Origin of the sequence: cyanobacterium endosymbiont of Braarudosphaera bigelowii, from assembly GCF_020885515.1 — a bacterium.
GTDB lineage: Bacteria > Cyanobacteriota > Cyanobacteriia > Cyanobacteriales > Microcystaceae > Atelocyanobacterium > Atelocyanobacterium thalassa_A.
This window is the reverse complement of the sequence record NZ_AP024987.1, coordinates 710,897-729,072: the sequence shown is the minus strand read 5'-3', so window position 1 is coordinate 729,072 and position 18,176 is coordinate 710,897. Positions and strand designations below refer to the sequence as shown.

Below are 18,176 nucleotides of genomic sequence, written 5' to 3'. Positions count from 1 at the left end.
TATAATAAAGAAAGTTAAGTAACTGTACATTGAAGATGAATGTATTAATATCTATAAAAACCTTTTACGATACAAGATTTTTACATAGGCTTTTAAAATGATTTCCTCGATCTTCAAAATCTTTGTACTGGTCAAAACTAGCACAAGCTGGAGATAAAAGAACCACCTTACAACTTAGCTTTTTACATAAAACAAAGCTTCTTTTCACTGCTATATCGATTTCTTGGACAACTTCATAGTCGTAATAGTTGGCATTTTGGAGACGTTTTGCAATAACATATGCAGATTCACCAATAAGTAATACTTGAGAAACTTTTGATTTTATAAGTTTAATCCACTTGCTATCATCTCCTTCTTTTAATTTTCCACCTGCAATTAAAATAACAGGTGCGTTTACTGACTCTAAACCCATTGCGGCAGCGTCGTAGTTAGTTGCTTTACTATCATTTATAAATTGAATATTATCGATAGTAATAACAGGTTCCAAGCGATGAGAAACACCATTAAAATTTTCAACAGCTAAAGAAATAATCTTTTTATCAATTCCAGCAATCCTAGCAGCTGCAACAGCCATTAAAAGATTTTGTCGGTTATGTAGACCTGGAACTTTAAATAAACTTATCGGAAACATTAACTCTTTAAAAGCAACAATCCAACCATCTTCGATATATACTCCTTTAAGTGGATCGCAAGGTAAATTCTCTTTTCCTTTAACTGTTGTCCAATAAGCATTTGGCCAACTATAAGAACTTTTCTTTTTTAGATAGTAATCATCATTGTTTAAAATTTGATATTTACAATTTTTTATTAAAGAAGCTTTTATAGAATAATAATTATCTAAGTTTTTATGACGACTTAAGTGATCTGGAGTAAAACTTGTCCAAATACCGACTGTAGGTCTTATCGTTTGAGAAGATTCACATTGATAACTACTAACTTCTGTAATTATCCAATCATATTTAAAAATGTTTTGATTTTTTATCTTAAACAAAGCTAGTTCAGAAGCTGCATATCCGATATTTCCACAAGCAACCGCACTGAATAAAGACTGTTCAAAAATTGCTTCAATCAACCTTGTAGTAGTAGTTTTACCGTTAGTACCAGTAATAGTTAGCCAAGGAAGAGAACTAAGATATCGCCAAGATAATTCTAGTTCACCAATTATAGTTATTTTACGAAGACGCGCTTCAACTAAAAAAGAAGTATCCCATGGCACTCCTGGACTAACTATGATTAACTCTGGTAAAAAAGAAGTTTGAAAAGTTGGTTCATAAAGCAATTTGACAGTAATATCTTCTAGTCTTAATTTTTTCTGTAAGTCTTCTAATTCGGAAGAAGTTTTAGAATCACTAATAATTATTTTCCATCCTTCCTGCTTAAGACATCTTGCAGCAGCAATCCCTGATTTTCCTAATCCAATAATATAAGCTATCGCCATTCAGTTTTATAGCATCCTCATATACATGTTACATGGTAGCTCATCTTGACTCCATTAAAAAAAACATGAAATTTTTTAAAATATCTTCAGAATTTTATTTTATTTTTCATATTTTATATTAGTTTGAAATCCTAAAAAGAACATACGTTATTAAGCTTTGTTAAATTTCCATTATCGTGTAAACTTGATATTGCTGATAAATAATATCAAGAAAGAGGTACAAAATTATCATGCAGTCGGTAGAAACGCTGCAAACAGTTCCTAAAGAATTTTTAAAGACTCCTGGAGGGCTTAATCCTAATGTAGTCATGTTTTCAGTATCTCTACTCTTAATTTTCTCTTCAACTTGTGGACATTACTTATGGGAGTGGAGAGACTGGGTATGTTTTAGCTGTAACGTTCTTGCTCTTCATCTTTCTGGTACAGTTATTCATGATGCTTCGCATAATGCAGCTCATCCAAACCGAATTTTCAATGCAATCCTAGGTCATGGTAGTGCATTAATGTTAGGCTTTGCTTTTCCTGTCTTTACGCGAGTACATCTACAACACCATGCTCATGTCAATGATCCTGACAATGATCCTGATCACTTTGTATCGACAGGAGGACCTTTATGGATGATAGCGGCACGCTTTTTTTATCATGAAATATTTTTTTTCAAACGTCGTTTGTGGATTAAGAATGAGATATTAGAGTGGTTCTTGAGTAGATTAATTGTATTTACTATTGTTATCTTAAGCATACAATATGGATTTATTAACTACGTTATGAACTTTTGGTTTGTACCAGCACTAGTGGTAGGTGTTGCTTTAGGCCTATTTTTTGATTACTTACCTCATCGACCTTTTTTAGAGCGTAATCGTTGGAAAAATGCTAGGGTATATCCAAGTAAGATACTTAATCTTTTAATTTTCGGACAAAATTATCACTTAGTTCACCATTTATGGCCATCAATTCCTTGGTATAGATATGAACCAGCTTATTATGCAACTAAACAGTTATTAGATGAGAAAAAGTGTGAACAATCTTTAGATTTACTTAAAGGTAGAAATTTTCTAGACTTTCTTTACGATATTTTTCTTGGGATTCGTTTTCATTAAATGATATAGTTTATAGAGCTAAGTTCCACTACATATGAGTAAGATTTAATTATATTCTTATTTTTAGACTTTTCAGAAATTAGTACTATCTTTTATAGTTCCTTATATATTGTATCAAATATGTTAGTCCCGTTTTATTTAAACATAGCTTATTGATATCAATATTTTTGGAAGATACAAAAATCATCATATATTTCATAAAGCTAATCTATATGCATATTAACTATAAGTTTTGCTTAAATCAGCATTGTCTTTAATATTATTAATAAAAAATATAATTGTCACTAATGTATATATCAAAGCTTATATATTAATGGAAATTTGGTTGTACCCATTGAGCTGCTCTATGTAGTATTTTCTTTTGCATTCAAGTCCAATCCTGAACTCCTTCATCTAGTGAGTTAGAATAAAGACTTCTATTATAATGAAGTTCACGAGTCTTTATAAATAATTTTTCTTGTGTTAAGTTCCAAGAAATTAAGATTTTGTTTAAATCTTGATAAACTTTTCTAGCTCCTGGGAAATTTTGATAGCGGATTAATAGTCTTGCCAATTCAGCTAGTTTATAGTCATCAGGTTGAGAATTTAATAAATCATTTACAATAAGTCGATCACGGTGTTCTTGAGGATGTGTTTGATCTTGTAGCATTAATTAAAATACCTATTCTTAACGACACTACTTGTTTAAAATATTTAAGATACAGTATAAGCAAATTTCAGAAAATATTGGGATCTTAATATTTTATTCATAATAATAATTTAAGATTTACTTATCTAATTCAGAACACAAGATTATAAATAAAAAGATTAAAAATAATTGTAATTGAACATCTAGAATAATATCTAAATAACTAAATATTAAAGTTGGGCTGAAAGTATCAAGATTTGTTCTTTATGCAAGATAATCATATTTTATATAAATTACTTTTGCCTGTCGACTGATATATAGTTTAAACCTACTTCTATCATGAAAAGTGCATATTAGTTCAACAAAAATACGTTTGTAAATAGTTTCTAGATATATTTTAAGCATCTATAAATTTAGTACTTAAAATATATCTAGAAACTATTTAGAATATTATGGCTAATTTATAAGCCCAACCAAGATAAGAGACTTTGTCCACTTGTATACTCAATTATAAGAGCAAGTATAAAACCAATCATAGCAGCACGACCATTTAAACGTTCTGCATATTCAGTAAAGCCAAACTTAGGATCATCAAGAGTTTTTTTCTGAGTGTTAGTATTCATAATTTATTTATCTTGTTTATGTCTCTAAAAGAACTGAACAAAATTAAAAAGCAGTATGGTTACAAGATGTAATTAATTTAAGGTTCATAAGAATCCTAAAGCCAATACCAATTTATAATCTTCAATTATTATAGCAAAATATACACAAAAGAAAAGTATTTTAAACTTTAAATAAATATTTTAATTTTTATCGTTGTCATTAAGAGAGATAATTAATCTTAGTATAAATATAAATAAATTGATATAAGTAAGGTACATCGAAAGTGCTGCAGCAAGATACTGTCCGTCATTATAGCTACGAGGAAGGACATAAAAATCTACTACTGCAGCCCCTGCAAATAAGAATACTCCTAATCCAGAAAATACTATTTCCAACCATGATGGCGTATAAAATCCAAAAATAGAAAATATAAACTGTCCAATAATTACTGTTAATAAAGCTATTACACCTAATCGGACTGTTTTTGTCAAAGCTATTCCATCTTGATCTGATAAATTTGATCCAATGCTACGTGCAATGATAAAAGTAGCTCCACAACCAAAGGCTGAAATTGCTATTCCTTGAACTCCTACACCTTGAGTCCCTAAAGCAATATAAACAATGCCACTAAGGGTATATCCAGACAATAAACTGTAAAGAGATAACAAAGGTAGGGCAATATCTTCACTATTCTTTTCAATTACTCTGTTTACAATAAAAAAGAAACCTAGTTCTAAAATAATGGCAATAACAAAAGTTGAATAAAAAATTTCTGGATAAAAATTTATTATTCTTAAACCACCATAAGTTCCTAGTGCAGTCAAAATCAAGCCACCACCAACAATAGGTAAAGCATTAGCTATAACATTAGGGCCAATAAGTTCGTTTTTTCGGGACTCGTTAATTGCTTTGCGAAAATTGCTTGTATTACTCATAATTTAATTTCACTAAAAAAAATCTAGTTCATATCTTTTTCTTTTATAGCTTATTATTTAAATAAGAAACCAGTAAGGAATACCGAACCGAAATGTACTAATATTATGATGATGAACTTTAATATGAATAATAATAATATTTAAGTCTTTTTATAATTTTTTATTAGCCAACAGGTTAATTATGTACCCAATTTAAAATGTTTACTTTATATCTACTTAAATACCATCCTGAAATAATTTTAAAGGGTTTATTATTTAGTCAATACAAAAATTCTTTTTCTTTATATGGACAATTTTATTTCTTTGAAAATATGATTATTTAAGTAATATCTAGGATTTATTAATTCTAGTTTAAAACAATTAATAAATTTTTTATGAAAAACTGGTTTAAACAAAAAATTCCGAAAGTTTCTCTAAATATAAGAAAGAAATTATTACAGGATTTAATAGAAGATTCTGCACTTAACACAGATTTTATTATCTTAACTATCAGTGCTTCTTTTATAGCAACTCTCGGATTATTGATTAACAGTCCTACTATTATCATTGGTGCGATGCTTATTGCTCCTTTAATGCTCCCATTAAGAGGCTTTGCCTTCGGTGTACTAGATAATGAAGGGATTTTAGTTAAAGTAAGTTCGATGACACTTTTAATAGGTACCATAGTATCCCTTCTAGTTTCAAGTTTAGTGGGAGGGATTTTCGGACTACCTGAATCATCTTTCGGTCTTGAACTTTTGGGAAGAACTCAGCCAAACTTAGCAGACTTAGGGGTAGCAGTAACAGCAGGAGCAATAAGTGGTTTTGCTAAAGTTCGACGCAGACTTGGCGATGCAGTTGTTGGTACTGCAATTTCCGTAGCTTTAATGCCTCCTTTATGTGCGGTTGGTATTTGCTTATCTCAAAAAGCTATACTCTTGGCAAGTGGAGCTTTTTTACTATATTTTACAAATCTTTTGGGTATAACTTTATCCTGCATTACTGTATTCATTCTTGGGGGTTACTACTTTAACTATAATCAAACAAGTCAAGCTTTAGGAGGACTAATAGCTATGACAGGAATTATAACTTTTCCATTATTTGTAAGCTTTGGCAATCTCCTCTGGCAAGAAAAATTTGAAGGAAGAATTAAAAATCTTCTTGAAAATAAAACAGTTACTGTTGGGCAACAAAGCGAATTAATATCATTAAAAGTTCAATGGCCTATGTTTCCTTGGAGTAACGAACATCCTATTATTTTAGTGACAGTTCAAGAAAATACTAAAAATCCTATAACTCCAACACAAGTTCGATTGGTAGAGAAATTGATCGAACAGGATTTTGGAAAAAAATTTAAGTTATTACTACGTGTTAGCCAACTTCGAGAAGTTATTGCTGATTATGAGTTACCTTTGTCTACCCCTTTATTATTTGGTCCGATATTACCACCTCCTATGACTCCTTTACCGAAAAGAGAATTACCATCAGATATTTTACTAGAAGATAAATAATGTTTTTGTATAATCATGACTAATAAACTTACTTTACCATACGTTAATAAAGATATTTACTTCACAGACAATCATTCATTTAACTTATAGATTGATATCTTGGCCTTCCTATTGTAGTTATATAAATGACAGCCTCATCTTCAGGAATGCCAAGAACTTCATTTACTTGATCATCAAAGAAACCACCAATTCCACTTACTCCAAGTTGAAGATGAATAGCAGCTAAATTTAACTTTTGTCCTAAATGTCCTGCATCAAGATGTAAATATCTATAAACGCGATCACCATACTTTTCTACCGCCTTCTTTAGTTCTGTAGTATGAAAAATAATTGCTCCCGCATCTCTTCCTAAATTTTGTCCTAAACATAGGTAATGTAATTCCTTGCGAAAATTTTTAAACCGAATTTGCCTAAGTTCTTGAGCTTTTGGCGCATAATAGTAACAGCCAGACTCTAAACCTTTTACTCCAGATACTACTACGAAAGTTTCAATTAAATTTATATCAAAATAATCAGGATTTGGATCAAATCCCTGATGAACATAATCTTGAGATTGATAGGTAAAGTGTAGCAATCCTTTTAGTTCATCTAAAGTTAATTCTTCGCCTGTATAAGCGCGAGTAGATCGTCTTTTAAAAATGGTTTTTTCAAGAAGGTTAAAATTATTTCCCCATATAATAGGAGTTGTTAACATGGATACCTTTAAACAAAATGGAAAGTTATATTTATCTTCTACAAAACTGTCTTGAGATATCATTTCTTGTACTTTATTAATATCAGGTTCTTTTATCTCAGTAGCTTGATGAAAATAACCTAATAATTCTCCATCAGAAACTTGAGAATAGTTAGTTTTTATAATTGATGGTAAAGCTGTGGGGCCTATATTTTTTAAATTTTTATTATCATTAGATAAATCAGATAAAGCAATAACTGAAATCACTCCTTCTTCTTTAGGGTTAAAATAGAAGATTTTATTTATTAAATTATCTACAAAACCTCCAATTAAGTGAGGACGATAATTAGTCATAGCACAAGCTAGTTCTATATTACCTAGTAAGTGCCCTGTATCTAAACAAATTCTTCGATAGGCCCGGTCTTCATATCGCCACGATGATCTGTAGAAAATAGCAGTTGTAACAACTACTATTTCTGCGCTTTCAAGAGCCTGATGATATAAACATGCTGTCTCTAAATTTTCCCAAACATTATCATCCCAAAAATGCAATAAGGAATGATTTTGTGGCTGATAACTATACAATCCAGCTGGTAGCCATGGAGTTCCTTTTGAAATTAGATAAACTTCAGCTGGATAGAGTCCTCCAGCTGATGGAGTTGCTCTTAAATACATAGGACTTCCAATAGTGGGTATTTTTGCAGTTAATCCATAACTACAGCCACATAAACGTGAAAGTCTGTGCCAATATGAAGAATGAGAAGTAATTGATGATTTCTTTGATGAGTAAGCTATTAGCTCATAAGACTTGCCGATTTTATATTCCTTAAAAGGAGTTGGTTGCTTTGACCAATCCAAACCTTTATTTTTAGTAGCAATAGTTTTTGGATCGTATTTTGTTCGTTGATGATAATAAACAGCTATAGATGCTGGCAAATCTGACATGAATGTTAATTATTTTTTTAGCGTTTCTTCTTCAATTTTAACCTTCTCATTCCTAAGATTTTCTGTAGGAATTTACTGCTCCTTAATTTTTGAGTATAAAACAAAATACTTTTATTCATCAACAAGCTAATTATAGTAAAACAGTGATATCTTTTAAGCTTAAGAAATGTTATTTATGAGTTATATCATTTGATATTATATATATTGATAATTGTTTTTATGAGACAGAAATAGATTTTATGATTTAAATTTTATAAACTTAAATCATAAACCTTAATATGGGTTTTAGTTCCGTAAAGTAGAATGTAAAAAAAATAACTAGTTTACTTTATGTAAAACGTCATCACCAATGATATTTGTGGTATCTTTTTTCTGACGTGCTAGACATATATTGTCCTAGTTTAAGGAAAATCATAGATTTTATGAAGTATTTTTAAATTCTATTTTTTAGCAAAACTAAATATTAAAAAAGTAACTATAAACCTTAACTATATTTTTGATAAGTGTCTTACATAATATTTTTACTCTTGTAGTTTAGGGCTTTCCTTCATTAGAGATAAATAAATAGAAATATGATTTTAACTAATAATAAAGATGCTATTTTCTAGAATCATTCAGATAATGAAGTTGACTCGAAGGAGAATCAGCTTTATTTGAAGAGTAATAGGCAATTACGAAAACGGGCAGTGTCAACGTTATCATGGCAATTACCGTTCCCATAATGTTAGTCCACCTATGAGCAGAAGGTTCTGTCCCCTTCTTTGATGAGCTACTAGATTCCATAAATTAATGGTTTTGACTGAATGTTTAAGAATAAAAAAAGATTACGAGAACCTCATATATTTATTGTACTAATTTTTTGGATAGAAGGGAAATCTAAACCTTAGTTATATATAAAAATATTAAATTAATGAGTATTGAACAGACCTTCAAAAGAAGATCCTAATAAAAAATCAATAGGGATTAAAATTAAAAAAAGTAACATCATGTAAATAAGTCTTTATACATTATCTAATAGTTTATTTATGTTTACTAAAAATAAATAAATAAGACATAAAGAATATTTTAATGTTTAGTAATCATAAAATAGTAATTTTCTGATTTAAAAAATAAAAAAGTTAAAATTTATTAAATAGTATTTTTTCTCAACTATAAATTTTGTGAGTTTCTAGTTCCCAATTTCCTTCGTCCATGATGGTTAATATCTGTTGGTGATATTTAGTCAAGGTTGGTCTGTGGCCTACGCTAATGTAGCTAATCTCTGAAGTGGATAAGCTGTGATAGAGAGACTCTTCATTTTCTTCATCTAAAGCACTAGTCGCTTCGTCCAAAATAACATAACGGGGTTTAGTAATTAGAATTCTAGCAAATGCTATACGCTGCTGTTCTCCTAAGGATAATACACTACTCCAATTCTCTCTTATATCAAAGTCTTGAAAACGACTTCTTAAATTCTGTAAATCTACAGCTACTAATATCTTATCTAACTGATTCTGTGTAATATATTTCCCCATGTCAGGATATAGCAACTGTTCTTTTAAACTTCCTGAAATCATGTATGGATGTTGGGGCAAGAACAATATTTCTTTCGGACTAGGACGAAAAATTGTCCCAGACCCTGAAGTCCAAAGCCCAGCTATAGCTCTAAGTAAGGAACTTTTGCCAGTTCCACTAGTTCCCATAATCAATAAATTATTACTTTTATCAACACGAACAGTAATATTTTTAACTAATTTTCTCTGGGAATTAGGAGGATATAAAGAGACATTCTGTAGAATAATAACAGGAAATTTTTCGATATGAATTAAGTCACTATTCAATTCTTCTTCCTGCAATAATCCTGGATTCATTGATTCATAAAATTCTCCTAGACGATTAATACTAGCCGCAAATTTTGTAATTTCTGGAATTCGGTTAGTTATTAAAGAAAGAGCTTCTAGGACTTGACTAAATGCAACAGTTGCTTGGGCGATAGATCCAAAGTCTAATTCTCCTTTTAAATATAAAGGAGCAATCATGATATATGGTATTAATCGTGTAAAGTAATTATATCCTAATTGAAAAAGATTAATAATAGACTGCCAAATAATTAATAAGTTAAAATTTTTAACAACTTTTTTTAACTTATTAGTAACTTGTTTGTTTTCTAAAAATTCTCCTCTATAAAAAGCTATTGACTCAGCATAGTCTCTAATTCTTAAGATGCTATGACGAAAATTTGCTTCTAAGCGCAATTGAGCGTAGTTAATTTTAATTAGACGATTTCCTGCAATTAAAACTACTGTAGTACCAAATATTGCATAGACCAATAAACCATATGTTAACCTATCTGATATGGTATATAAAATATAAGAGAAAGATACCAAAGTTAAGATTGAATTAAAAAAATCAAGTAAAAAATCGAGAGTAACGATTGTAAAAGACTTTATATCTTGTGTTATTCTCTGATCAGGATTATCTACTTCTTTCTTAAGATATTCTGAATTTAATTTATAGTAGACACGGTAACTAAAGTAACGGCTTAAAAAATGCTTTGTAAGCCATTTTCTCCACATTAGTCCCAGTTTTTTTCTAGTATAGCGATAAATTATAATAATCGGTACAGCAGAAATCAGTACCAAGCCATAAACTATCATAAATTGCCAAAAGACATCTGCATTTTTCTCCGTTAAGGCAGTATCTATAAAACGGAATACATAGCTCATAATGAGCCTTAATCCATTAACAACTAGTAAAAGGAAAAGAAGTGATCCTAACAAAAACCACTGTTTCCATTTCTTACCTATTTTAGAGAACTGTGATAAAAAAATTAAACTACTAGCTAACAAAATAATAGCTACATAACTAGTAATCTTTGAGTCTAAAGTTCTATTAATTTTGCCGATAAAACCATTAGTAATGATATTAGAAAAATTGGTAAAAACTGTATTAGTTAGTAGCGTTGCTCCAATTGTTATGAAATAAGTTAAACTAATAATCATAACAATCAGTGTTACTAACAATGTGCAGAACACCCATGTCTGATTATTATTGATAGGGAAAAAATAAGGCTGTGCTGTTTCAAAGAAATATGAAATAAGCTTTTGGTTGAATTTTAATCGGATTTTAGGCATTATGAAGTGTTATTAGTATAAAATATCAATTGCCTCTCAATAAAAAGTTTAAGAGTAAGATTGGTTAATAAAAGTTGAGATTTTAAAGATGTTACTATTAGTAATACTTTGTTAGTTTTATGTTTGTGTAAGCTAAAATAATTAGCTTGATCACTGTGATAAACATTTTAAGGTTGCCATAGAAACTATACTAATATCTCAGTATAATTTTTTTTAATTTAACTGGGCCATTAGATAACTTAAGTTAAGTACAGTAAAAATATTTTAAGTTAGTAATATTTATATAATATAGTTTTTAGCATAAGAACATAATCTTTTTCTTAAGTATAAATATTTTCATAGTATTAATAAAATTAAAAAAAAGTTATTTTAACCTCTTTTATATACTCCAAATATTTTTAACAATTAGAAATAAATCTTTTTAACTTGTATTTCACTATTTTTTAGAGTAAGTATTTTGATAAATACAAATTTGTTATTAATAGCGTTCTAGAGTTTTTATTCTTTATTTTTTAAAAATATCTACTTTACAAGATACTATGTAGATATAAAAATTTAATGTTGTCTATTTGATAGAATATATTACATTTAATATTACAATTTTAATAAATGTCGGATGAAATATTTTAATAAGTTAGTTATGTTATAAAAATAATTGCATATATACTAAGATAAGCTTTAAAAAGCTGTAGTTTACAAAAAATTAATTTTAGATATGTATTGTCTCGGACTAATGAGTGGTACATCAGTAGACAGTATTGATGCAGCATTAATAAAAATCCAAGGAAGTAAGCTTGATCTAAGAATTAAATATCTATTGAATATTAGTTACTCTTATCCAGAGAAAATCCGAAATCAAATTTTGAGGGTTGCTGAAGGTAATTCTTTATCAATTGAAGAATTTGCGAAATTAGATGAAGAAATTGCTTTATCCTTTGTAAATGTTGTTAAAGAAGTTAGAAAAAAGCATTTTCCCATAGAGTTAATTGGATCTCATGGACAAACTGTATTTCATCGACCACCGGCCATAAATAGCATAGGATATACAATTCAATTAGGTAGAGGAGAAATTATCGCCAATCTTACAGGCATCCCAACAGTTAATAATTTTCGGGCTGCCGACATAGCTGCTGGTGGTCAAGGAGCACCACTAGTATCAGCAGTGGATGCTTGTCTATTAAGTCATCCTCACTATCATAGATGTATACAAAATATTGGCGGGATCGGTAATGTTACATATTTACCACCAAAATGTACAGAAGATTGGTATAAAAACATTACAGGATGGGACACTGGGCCAGGAAATATGTTGATTGATTTAACTATTAACAAGTTAAGTAATGGAAAACAGTTTTATGATAGTAATGGGATTTGGGCATCTCAGGGTAAACCTAATTATCAACTAATTGAAAAGTGGTTAAATCATGATTTTTTTCACAAAAAGCCTCCGAAATCTACTGGTAGAGAACTTTTCGGAGAAGAATATTTAGAATATTGTTGGAATGATGCTCAAGCTTATAAGTTATCCGAGACAGATTTTTTAACTACTATTACAGAGTTAACTGCAATTTCTATTACTAATAGTTATAAGCATTTTATTAAATATCCTATTGATGAAATATTGTTATGTGGAGGAGGTAGTCACAATCTTTATTTAAAAGAACGTATTAATCATCATTCTCCCCAAAATACTATAGTAAAAACGACTACTGAGGTTGGTCTAAATAGTGACTTTAAAGAAGCAATTTCTTTTGCAGTTCTGGCCTATTGGAGATATGTGAGTAAAATACCAGGTAGTTTGCCACAAGTTACTGGAGCTTACTACTCAATGTTACTTGGTGATGTTTATCTTCCTTTCTAAAACCTCAATTATATTTATTGACTTCTTGTAAAAATAATTAAAAAGTTTTAAGTCGTTTATGAGAATCAGTGATCTAACTATGTAAATAAATACTAAAGCAATTTTAATTATTTACATAACTAAGTTTTGAGACAATTTGTAATGTAATTAATTTAATCTTTAGAATAATTATATCTTTTTTAAGAGTTTCAGAATCAACAGATTATTTTAGTTTTTTAAATATATTTTTATATTGAATAGTCTTAGTTATGTTTCACAGTTATTATTTTATATTGTTTAATAAAAATTAAGCTTTAAGAAATATCTTTGTTAGGCCTATCTGATTATGAGTTGGTCGTAGCTTTACTTTCTACTATAAATATGATTTTTGCCATATTACTAAACTACTAAGTACTCTACCTAAATAGTTTTAAGTTAATTAATTTTTATAAGTTCAATAACTAGTACTAATAATTATGAATTTAATACTTAAAAAGTTCTTAAACTCCATAGATTATTGTAATGTTAATAGTACTAATATTTAGCTAGTACTATTAACATTACAATAATCTATAAGACTTTTATGCTATCCCAAATAAAAAATCTCGTTAGAGATCTTCTGCCTAGATTTGTCGAGATTCGTCGACATTTACATTCTTATCCAGAATTAAGTGGGAAAGAACATCAGACAGCTGCTTATGTAGCAAATATACTTTCTTCTTATGATATCCCTGTAGAAAAATTTATTGGTAAAACAGGAGTTGTAGGGCATTTAATCAACGATTCTGAAAAAACTAGTGTTTTAGCAATTCGTACTGACATGGATGCCCTACCTATAGAAGAAAAAACTAAATTAAATTTTTCTTCTTATAATCCTGGAATAATGCATGCTTGTGGTCATGATGTTCATACTACAGTAGGCATAGGAACTGCGATTATTTTATCTATGTTAAAAAAAGAACTAAGAGGTCATGTTCGCTTTCTATTTCAACCTGCAGAAGAAATAGCTCAAGGAGCTAAATGGATGGTACGAGATGGTGTAATGAATAATGTTGATGCAATTATTGGAGTTCATGTTTTTCCTTCTCTTCCTGCAGGTTCTATTGGCATTAAGTATGGAACACTAACAGCTGCGGTAGATGATATTGAAGTGTTCATTAAAGGTGAGTCAGGGCACGGAGCTCGACCTCACGAAGCTGTAGATGCAATATGGATCGCATCTCAAATAATTACGACTTTACAACAGGCTATCAGCCGTACTCAAAATCCCTTGCATCCTTTAGTTTTAACAATTGGACAAATTGCTGGAGGGCATGCTCCTAATATTATTGCGGATCGAGTCAAAATGACTGGTACAATACGTTCATTACATCCTGAAACTCGTGCTCAATTACCTAAATGGATAGAGACTATTATTGCTAATGTTTGTAAAGCTCATAATGCTAAATATGAAATTGATTATCGATGGGGAGTAGCTTCTGTTCAAAATGATACTTATCTTACCAGTATTCTAGAAGAAGCTTCTCGAGAGGCATGGGGAAATGATTCAATTAAAATTTTATCTGAACCATCATTAGGCTCAGAAGATTTTTCTTCATACTTGCAATATTCACGAGGAACAATGTTCCGACTAGGCACTGGCTATTCAAATAAGATAAATCATCCTTTACATCATCCTTTATTTGATATAGATGAATCTGCTATTGCAGTAGGAATAACTACCTTAGCTTATACAGCTTATAAGTACTGGGAAAAATAATATACAAGTTTTTATAAACAAAGAAGAATTACCTAAATAAAGATATTAGATATCTGGGGTCTAAATACTATAGAGTTATTATCGTTTACTTCAATATCTGAATAAAATACCGTCACAGAAATTTATAGAATAGTTTAAATCTAAAGTAACTAAAAAATTATTTAGTGTAAGTATGTTTTAGAGAAGTTGCTTAATCTGTTAATTTTTATATTCTTATATTCAACTGACTTTTGTGTAGGAAAAGTGACAGAGTTAAATTGGTAAGGGTTGCCTAAGCAACCTCTATCTCACATGCAGAATAAACAATCATAAAATTGTTTATCTAGCTTATACTTTTCGAGAATAATATTCAACAACTAGAAGCTCATTAATTTGTAGTGCAACCCATTCACGTTTAATTACATCGTTAACTTTACCAGTGAAAGTGTTTTTATCAAATTCTAGATGTTCAGGAAGATTAGCTAATCCGGGATATTGCATATTAGTTTCTACCATACGGCGAGAATTATCGTTATTTCGAACAGAAATAACATCCCCAGCGCGACATTGATAGCTAGCAATATTAACAATACGTCCGTTTACTAATACATGACAATGGTTTACGAGCTGGCGAGCACCAGGGATAGTTCCAGCCATTCCTAAACGAAATACTGTGTTATCTAAACGCATTTCCAAAAGTTCCAATAGTTTTTGTCCTGTAGAACCAGTGGCACGACGAGCTTTCTTCATGTAACGAATTAGCTGTTTTTCAGTTACACCGTAATTGTAAAGAAGTTTTTGTTTTTCTTCGAGTCGCACAGCATATTCAGAACGTTTTCTACGACCCTGACCATGTTGTCCAGGTGGATAAGTGCGACGAGGGTTTTTTCTACTTAATCCTGGAAGTTCTCCAAGTCTTCGTACAACCCTAAGGCGAGGCCCTCTATAACGAGACATGTAATTAGTTTTCTCCTAGTATACAAAAGCTTTATTATAGCAGCTTTAGAGAAATAAATAAGATTTTATTTTCTTAAAGTTTGTTAATTAAGCTAACATAACATATATAATAATCTATTATTTGATTAAAACTGATATTTATTTTCTACTGCCACTGAAAACATGAAAATGAATTTATAAAAATAAGTTATCTCTTATTTCTAAGCTAAAAAATATAGTCTACTAAAACTAATCATCTCGTAACAATATATTAATACGTCTAGACAAACAATGTTAATAATTCAAAATATTTTCTATTAGTAAATATTTTGAATTATTAACATTGTTTGTCCTGATTTTCTAGTTAATTGGTTTGAATAACCATTAAAGAAAAATATGGAATAGATAAACAACGATAATTAGTTAAATCTGTATATATCTTTTCTTCTAATTGTGTAGCTCTAACGATCAAAGAAGCGTTTTGTAACAAATTTAGATCTTGTAGGATATCCCATATATGAGTATAAACAGAACTTACTTTTAACAAAACAATTACATTAGCCCAATTCGCTATTACCCGAATATCGTTTACATTATGGACCACGGGAAGAATAGCTAAATTTTGGGAATAAAAAGTTAATGGAACACCTAGAGCAGAAGCAGAAGCCAATGGAGAACAGACACCAGGAACAGTTTTTATTGAAATTTGAGGGAATTTTTTAAGTATAAACTGTGCTAAGTATGTAAAAGTACTAAAAAAATTTATATCTCCTTCGCAAGTGAAAGCTACGTCTATCCCTTTGCAAAGATAATTTCCAATATCAAGAGCAGCTTTTTTCCAAGCTTCTCTCAATTGTTTCTTATCTTTCACATAAGGAAAACATAAAGGTAATTTTATTTGTTTATCATCGACCCAAAAAGAAATTATTTCTTCAGCTACTCCTTTCTTACCTAATATTCCTGTGGGAAAGGCCAGAACAGGTGTCTCTTCTAATAATCTTTTTCCTTTTACAGTAATTAATTCAGGATCACCTGGTCCCATACTAATTCCATATAAAGTTCCTGTTGTTTTATTCATTTCTAAAAATTTGATACGTTATTTGATAATTGCATATTAGACTTGTTAATTTTTTAATACCATGTTTATTTAAGTTCAAGTTCTCTTTCTATTATTTTATAAAAACTGTAATTTTAGGAATGGCTTTGTTGTTATCATTTGTTGAAATTCAGTCATTTAATAAAATTAAATAACGCTGTATGGTAGCAATTTTTTAATATTGTTTATATAATTTTAATGTATTTACACAATTGATTTTAAATTTCTAATCATTCCAGCCTGTAGCTTAATTCTTGATAACATTATATTTTGAAAGTTTCAAATGTTCGTGAACTAACTTTAAAAGTTTTAAGAGAGATAGATAAAAATAATAGTTTTATTAACATATCTTTAAACCATGCTCTTAAAGATATTATTTTAAATAAAAATGATCGTAGTTTATGTACAGAGTTAGTTTATGGAATAATACGTTGTCAACGGACCTTAGACAATTTAATTGATCAGTTAGGAAACAAAAAATCTCAAAAGCAATCACCAGTTCTACGCCGTATTCTCCATATTGGACTGTATCAACTTTTATATCTTGACCATATTCCTCCATCTGCAGCTGTTAATACAAGTGTAGATCTTGCAAAAAATAATAATTTGAACGGTCTTTCTAAGGTTGTTAATGCAATACTAAGAAAATACATCAGGATAAGAGAAAAAAGAAACTATCAGTTGACACTATCAGGAAGTTCTTCCAATATTACAGGAATAAAATATAGTTTTCCTAGTTGGATAGTTGAACATTGGCACCAAAGATGGGGAAAAAGTACTACAGAAAAACTATGTTATTGGTTCAATCAGTCTCCAACAATTGATATACGCATAAATAGTCTTAGAACTACTATTGAGGAGGTAAGAAGAAACCTGATTATGGCTAAGGTAAATGTAGAATACTTACCATATTTACCCTACGCATTAAGACTAAAAGGAAAAATAGGTGATATAAAAAATTTACCAGGATTTATGAAAGGAAATTGGACAGTACAAGACATTAGCGCACAATTAGTTAGCTATCTGTTAGATCCAAAAGTAGGAGATATAATTATTGATGCCTGTGCTGCACCCGGAGGAAAAACTACTCATATTGCTGAATTAATGCAAGACAAAGGATTAATCTTAGCTTGTGATCGTATTTCATCTCGTCTTGGAAAAATTCAACAGAATGTAGAAAGATTAGGATTGAAATCAATTAAGCTCATTAAAGGAGACAGTCGCTACCTACAACAATTTACTAACTTTGCTGATCGTGTCCTTATAGATGCTCCTTGTTCTGGATTAGGTACTTTACACAGAAATCCAGATATTCGATGGAGACAAACTCCGGAAAAAATAAAGCAGTTATCAATAATGCAAAAGAAAATACTACATAGAGCAGCTCAATGGGTAAAACCAAATGGCGTACTAGTATACTCTACATGTACTTTAAATATCGCAGAGAATGAAATAATTGTTCACAATTTTCTTAAAGACAATCCTGAATGGCACATTGAAAAACCCCTTTTTTCTAAACCTTTTTCACCTTTCATCACACCATCAGGATGCTTACAAATATTTCCTCACCAACATTATATGGATGGATTTTTTATGGTGAAATTACGAAAAAATTCTACTAAAATATATTAGAGAACTAGT

General features: G+C 29.8%; 13 protein-coding genes. 5 read left to right on the top strand and 8 right to left on the bottom strand.

Going from position 1 to position 18,176, the window contains the following annotated elements; translation table 11 throughout:
- Positions 1–64: 64 nt before the first annotated feature.
- Positions 65–1,438, bottom strand: coding sequence for a UDP-N-acetylmuramoyl-L-alanine--D-glutamate ligase (gene murD / locus LPC16_RS03120; protein ID WP_229637680.1), 1,374 nt, complete (start codon positions 1,436–1,438; stop codon positions 65–67).
- A gap of 230 nt (positions 1,439–1,668) precedes the next feature.
- On the opposite strand from murD, the gene crtR reads away from it, so the two are divergent.
- Complete coding sequence (gene crtR / locus LPC16_RS03115) at positions 1,669–2,538, top strand: beta-carotene hydroxylase (RefSeq protein WP_040054114.1); 870 nt, start codon at positions 1,669–1,671, stop codon at positions 2,536–2,538.
- 367 nt (positions 2,539–2,905) lie between these two features.
- On the opposite strand, the gene LPC16_RS03110 is transcribed toward crtR, so the two are convergent.
- The 3 genes from LPC16_RS03110 to LPC16_RS03100 all read right to left on the bottom strand — a co-directional run bounded on the left by LPC16_RS03110 (position 2,906) and on the right by LPC16_RS03100 (position 4,704).
- Positions 2,906–3,187 (bottom strand): DUF3288 family protein, encoded by a 282-nt coding sequence (locus LPC16_RS03110; RefSeq protein ID WP_040054113.1) that lies wholly within the window; start codon positions 3,185–3,187, stop codon positions 2,906–2,908.
- A 440-nt stretch (positions 3,188–3,627) separates the two neighbouring features.
- Positions 3,628–3,789, bottom strand: a complete 162-nt coding sequence (locus LPC16_RS03105) for a hypothetical protein (RefSeq protein ID WP_229637679.1) — start codon at positions 3,787–3,789, stop codon at positions 3,628–3,630.
- Positions 3,790–3,969: 180 nt separating this feature from the next.
- Positions 3,970–4,704: a Bax inhibitor-1/YccA family protein gene (locus tag LPC16_RS03100; RefSeq protein WP_229637678.1), complete on the bottom strand. Its 735-nt coding sequence runs from the start codon at positions 4,702–4,704 to the stop codon at positions 3,970–3,972.
- 374 nt (positions 4,705–5,078) lie between these two features.
- On the opposite strand from LPC16_RS03100, the gene LPC16_RS03095 reads away from it, so the two are divergent.
- Positions 5,079–6,194: a DUF389 domain-containing protein gene (locus LPC16_RS03095; RefSeq protein WP_229637677.1), complete on the top strand. Its 1,116-nt coding sequence runs from the start codon at positions 5,079–5,081 to the stop codon at positions 6,192–6,194.
- Between the two features lie 79 nt (positions 6,195–6,273).
- Here LPC16_RS03095 and LPC16_RS03090 read toward each other — a convergent pair whose 3' ends face one another.
- Together LPC16_RS03090 and LPC16_RS03085 are read right to left on the bottom strand one after the other, a co-directional pair.
- Positions 6,274–7,812, bottom strand: coding sequence for a SagB/ThcOx family dehydrogenase (locus LPC16_RS03090; RefSeq protein WP_229637676.1), 1,539 nt, complete (start codon positions 7,810–7,812; stop codon positions 6,274–6,276).
- Positions 7,813–8,957: 1,145 nt separating this feature from the next.
- The gene (locus tag LPC16_RS03085) at positions 8,958–10,925 is read right to left on the bottom strand and encodes an ABC transporter ATP-binding protein/permease (RefSeq protein WP_229637675.1); all 1,968 of its coding nucleotides are present in this window, start codon (positions 10,923–10,925) and stop codon (positions 8,958–8,960) included.
- A 715-nt stretch (positions 10,926–11,640) separates the two neighbouring features.
- Between LPC16_RS03085 and LPC16_RS03080 the strand changes: the two genes are divergently transcribed.
- Positions 11,641–12,786 (top strand): anhydro-N-acetylmuramic acid kinase, encoded by a 1,146-nt coding sequence (locus LPC16_RS03080; protein WP_229637674.1) that lies wholly within the window; start codon positions 11,641–11,643, stop codon positions 12,784–12,786.
- 562 nt (positions 12,787–13,348) lie between these two features.
- Positions 13,349–14,524: a M20 family metallopeptidase gene (locus LPC16_RS03075; protein WP_229637673.1), complete on the top strand. Its 1,176-nt coding sequence runs from the start codon at positions 13,349–13,351 to the stop codon at positions 14,522–14,524.
- Positions 14,525–14,851: 327 nt separating this feature from the next.
- Here the strand turns inward: LPC16_RS03075 and rpsD are convergent, their stop codons facing one another.
- Together rpsD and LPC16_RS03065 are read right to left on the bottom strand one after the other, a co-directional pair.
- Positions 14,852–15,460: a 30S ribosomal protein S4 gene (rpsD, locus tag LPC16_RS03070; protein WP_040055274.1), complete on the bottom strand. Its 609-nt coding sequence runs from the start codon at positions 15,458–15,460 to the stop codon at positions 14,852–14,854.
- Positions 15,461–15,803: 343 nt separating this feature from the next.
- The gene (locus LPC16_RS03065) at positions 15,804–16,517 is read right to left on the bottom strand and encodes a precorrin-2 C(20)-methyltransferase (RefSeq protein ID WP_229637672.1); all 714 of its coding nucleotides are present in this window, start codon (positions 16,515–16,517) and stop codon (positions 15,804–15,806) included.
- 288 nt (positions 16,518–16,805) lie between these two features.
- Between LPC16_RS03065 and LPC16_RS03060 the strand changes: the two genes are divergently transcribed.
- Positions 16,806–18,167, top strand: coding sequence for a 16S rRNA (cytosine(967)-C(5))-methyltransferase (locus LPC16_RS03060; RefSeq protein ID WP_229637671.1), 1,362 nt, complete (start codon positions 16,806–16,808; stop codon positions 18,165–18,167).
- Positions 18,168–18,176 lie beyond the last annotated feature (9 nt).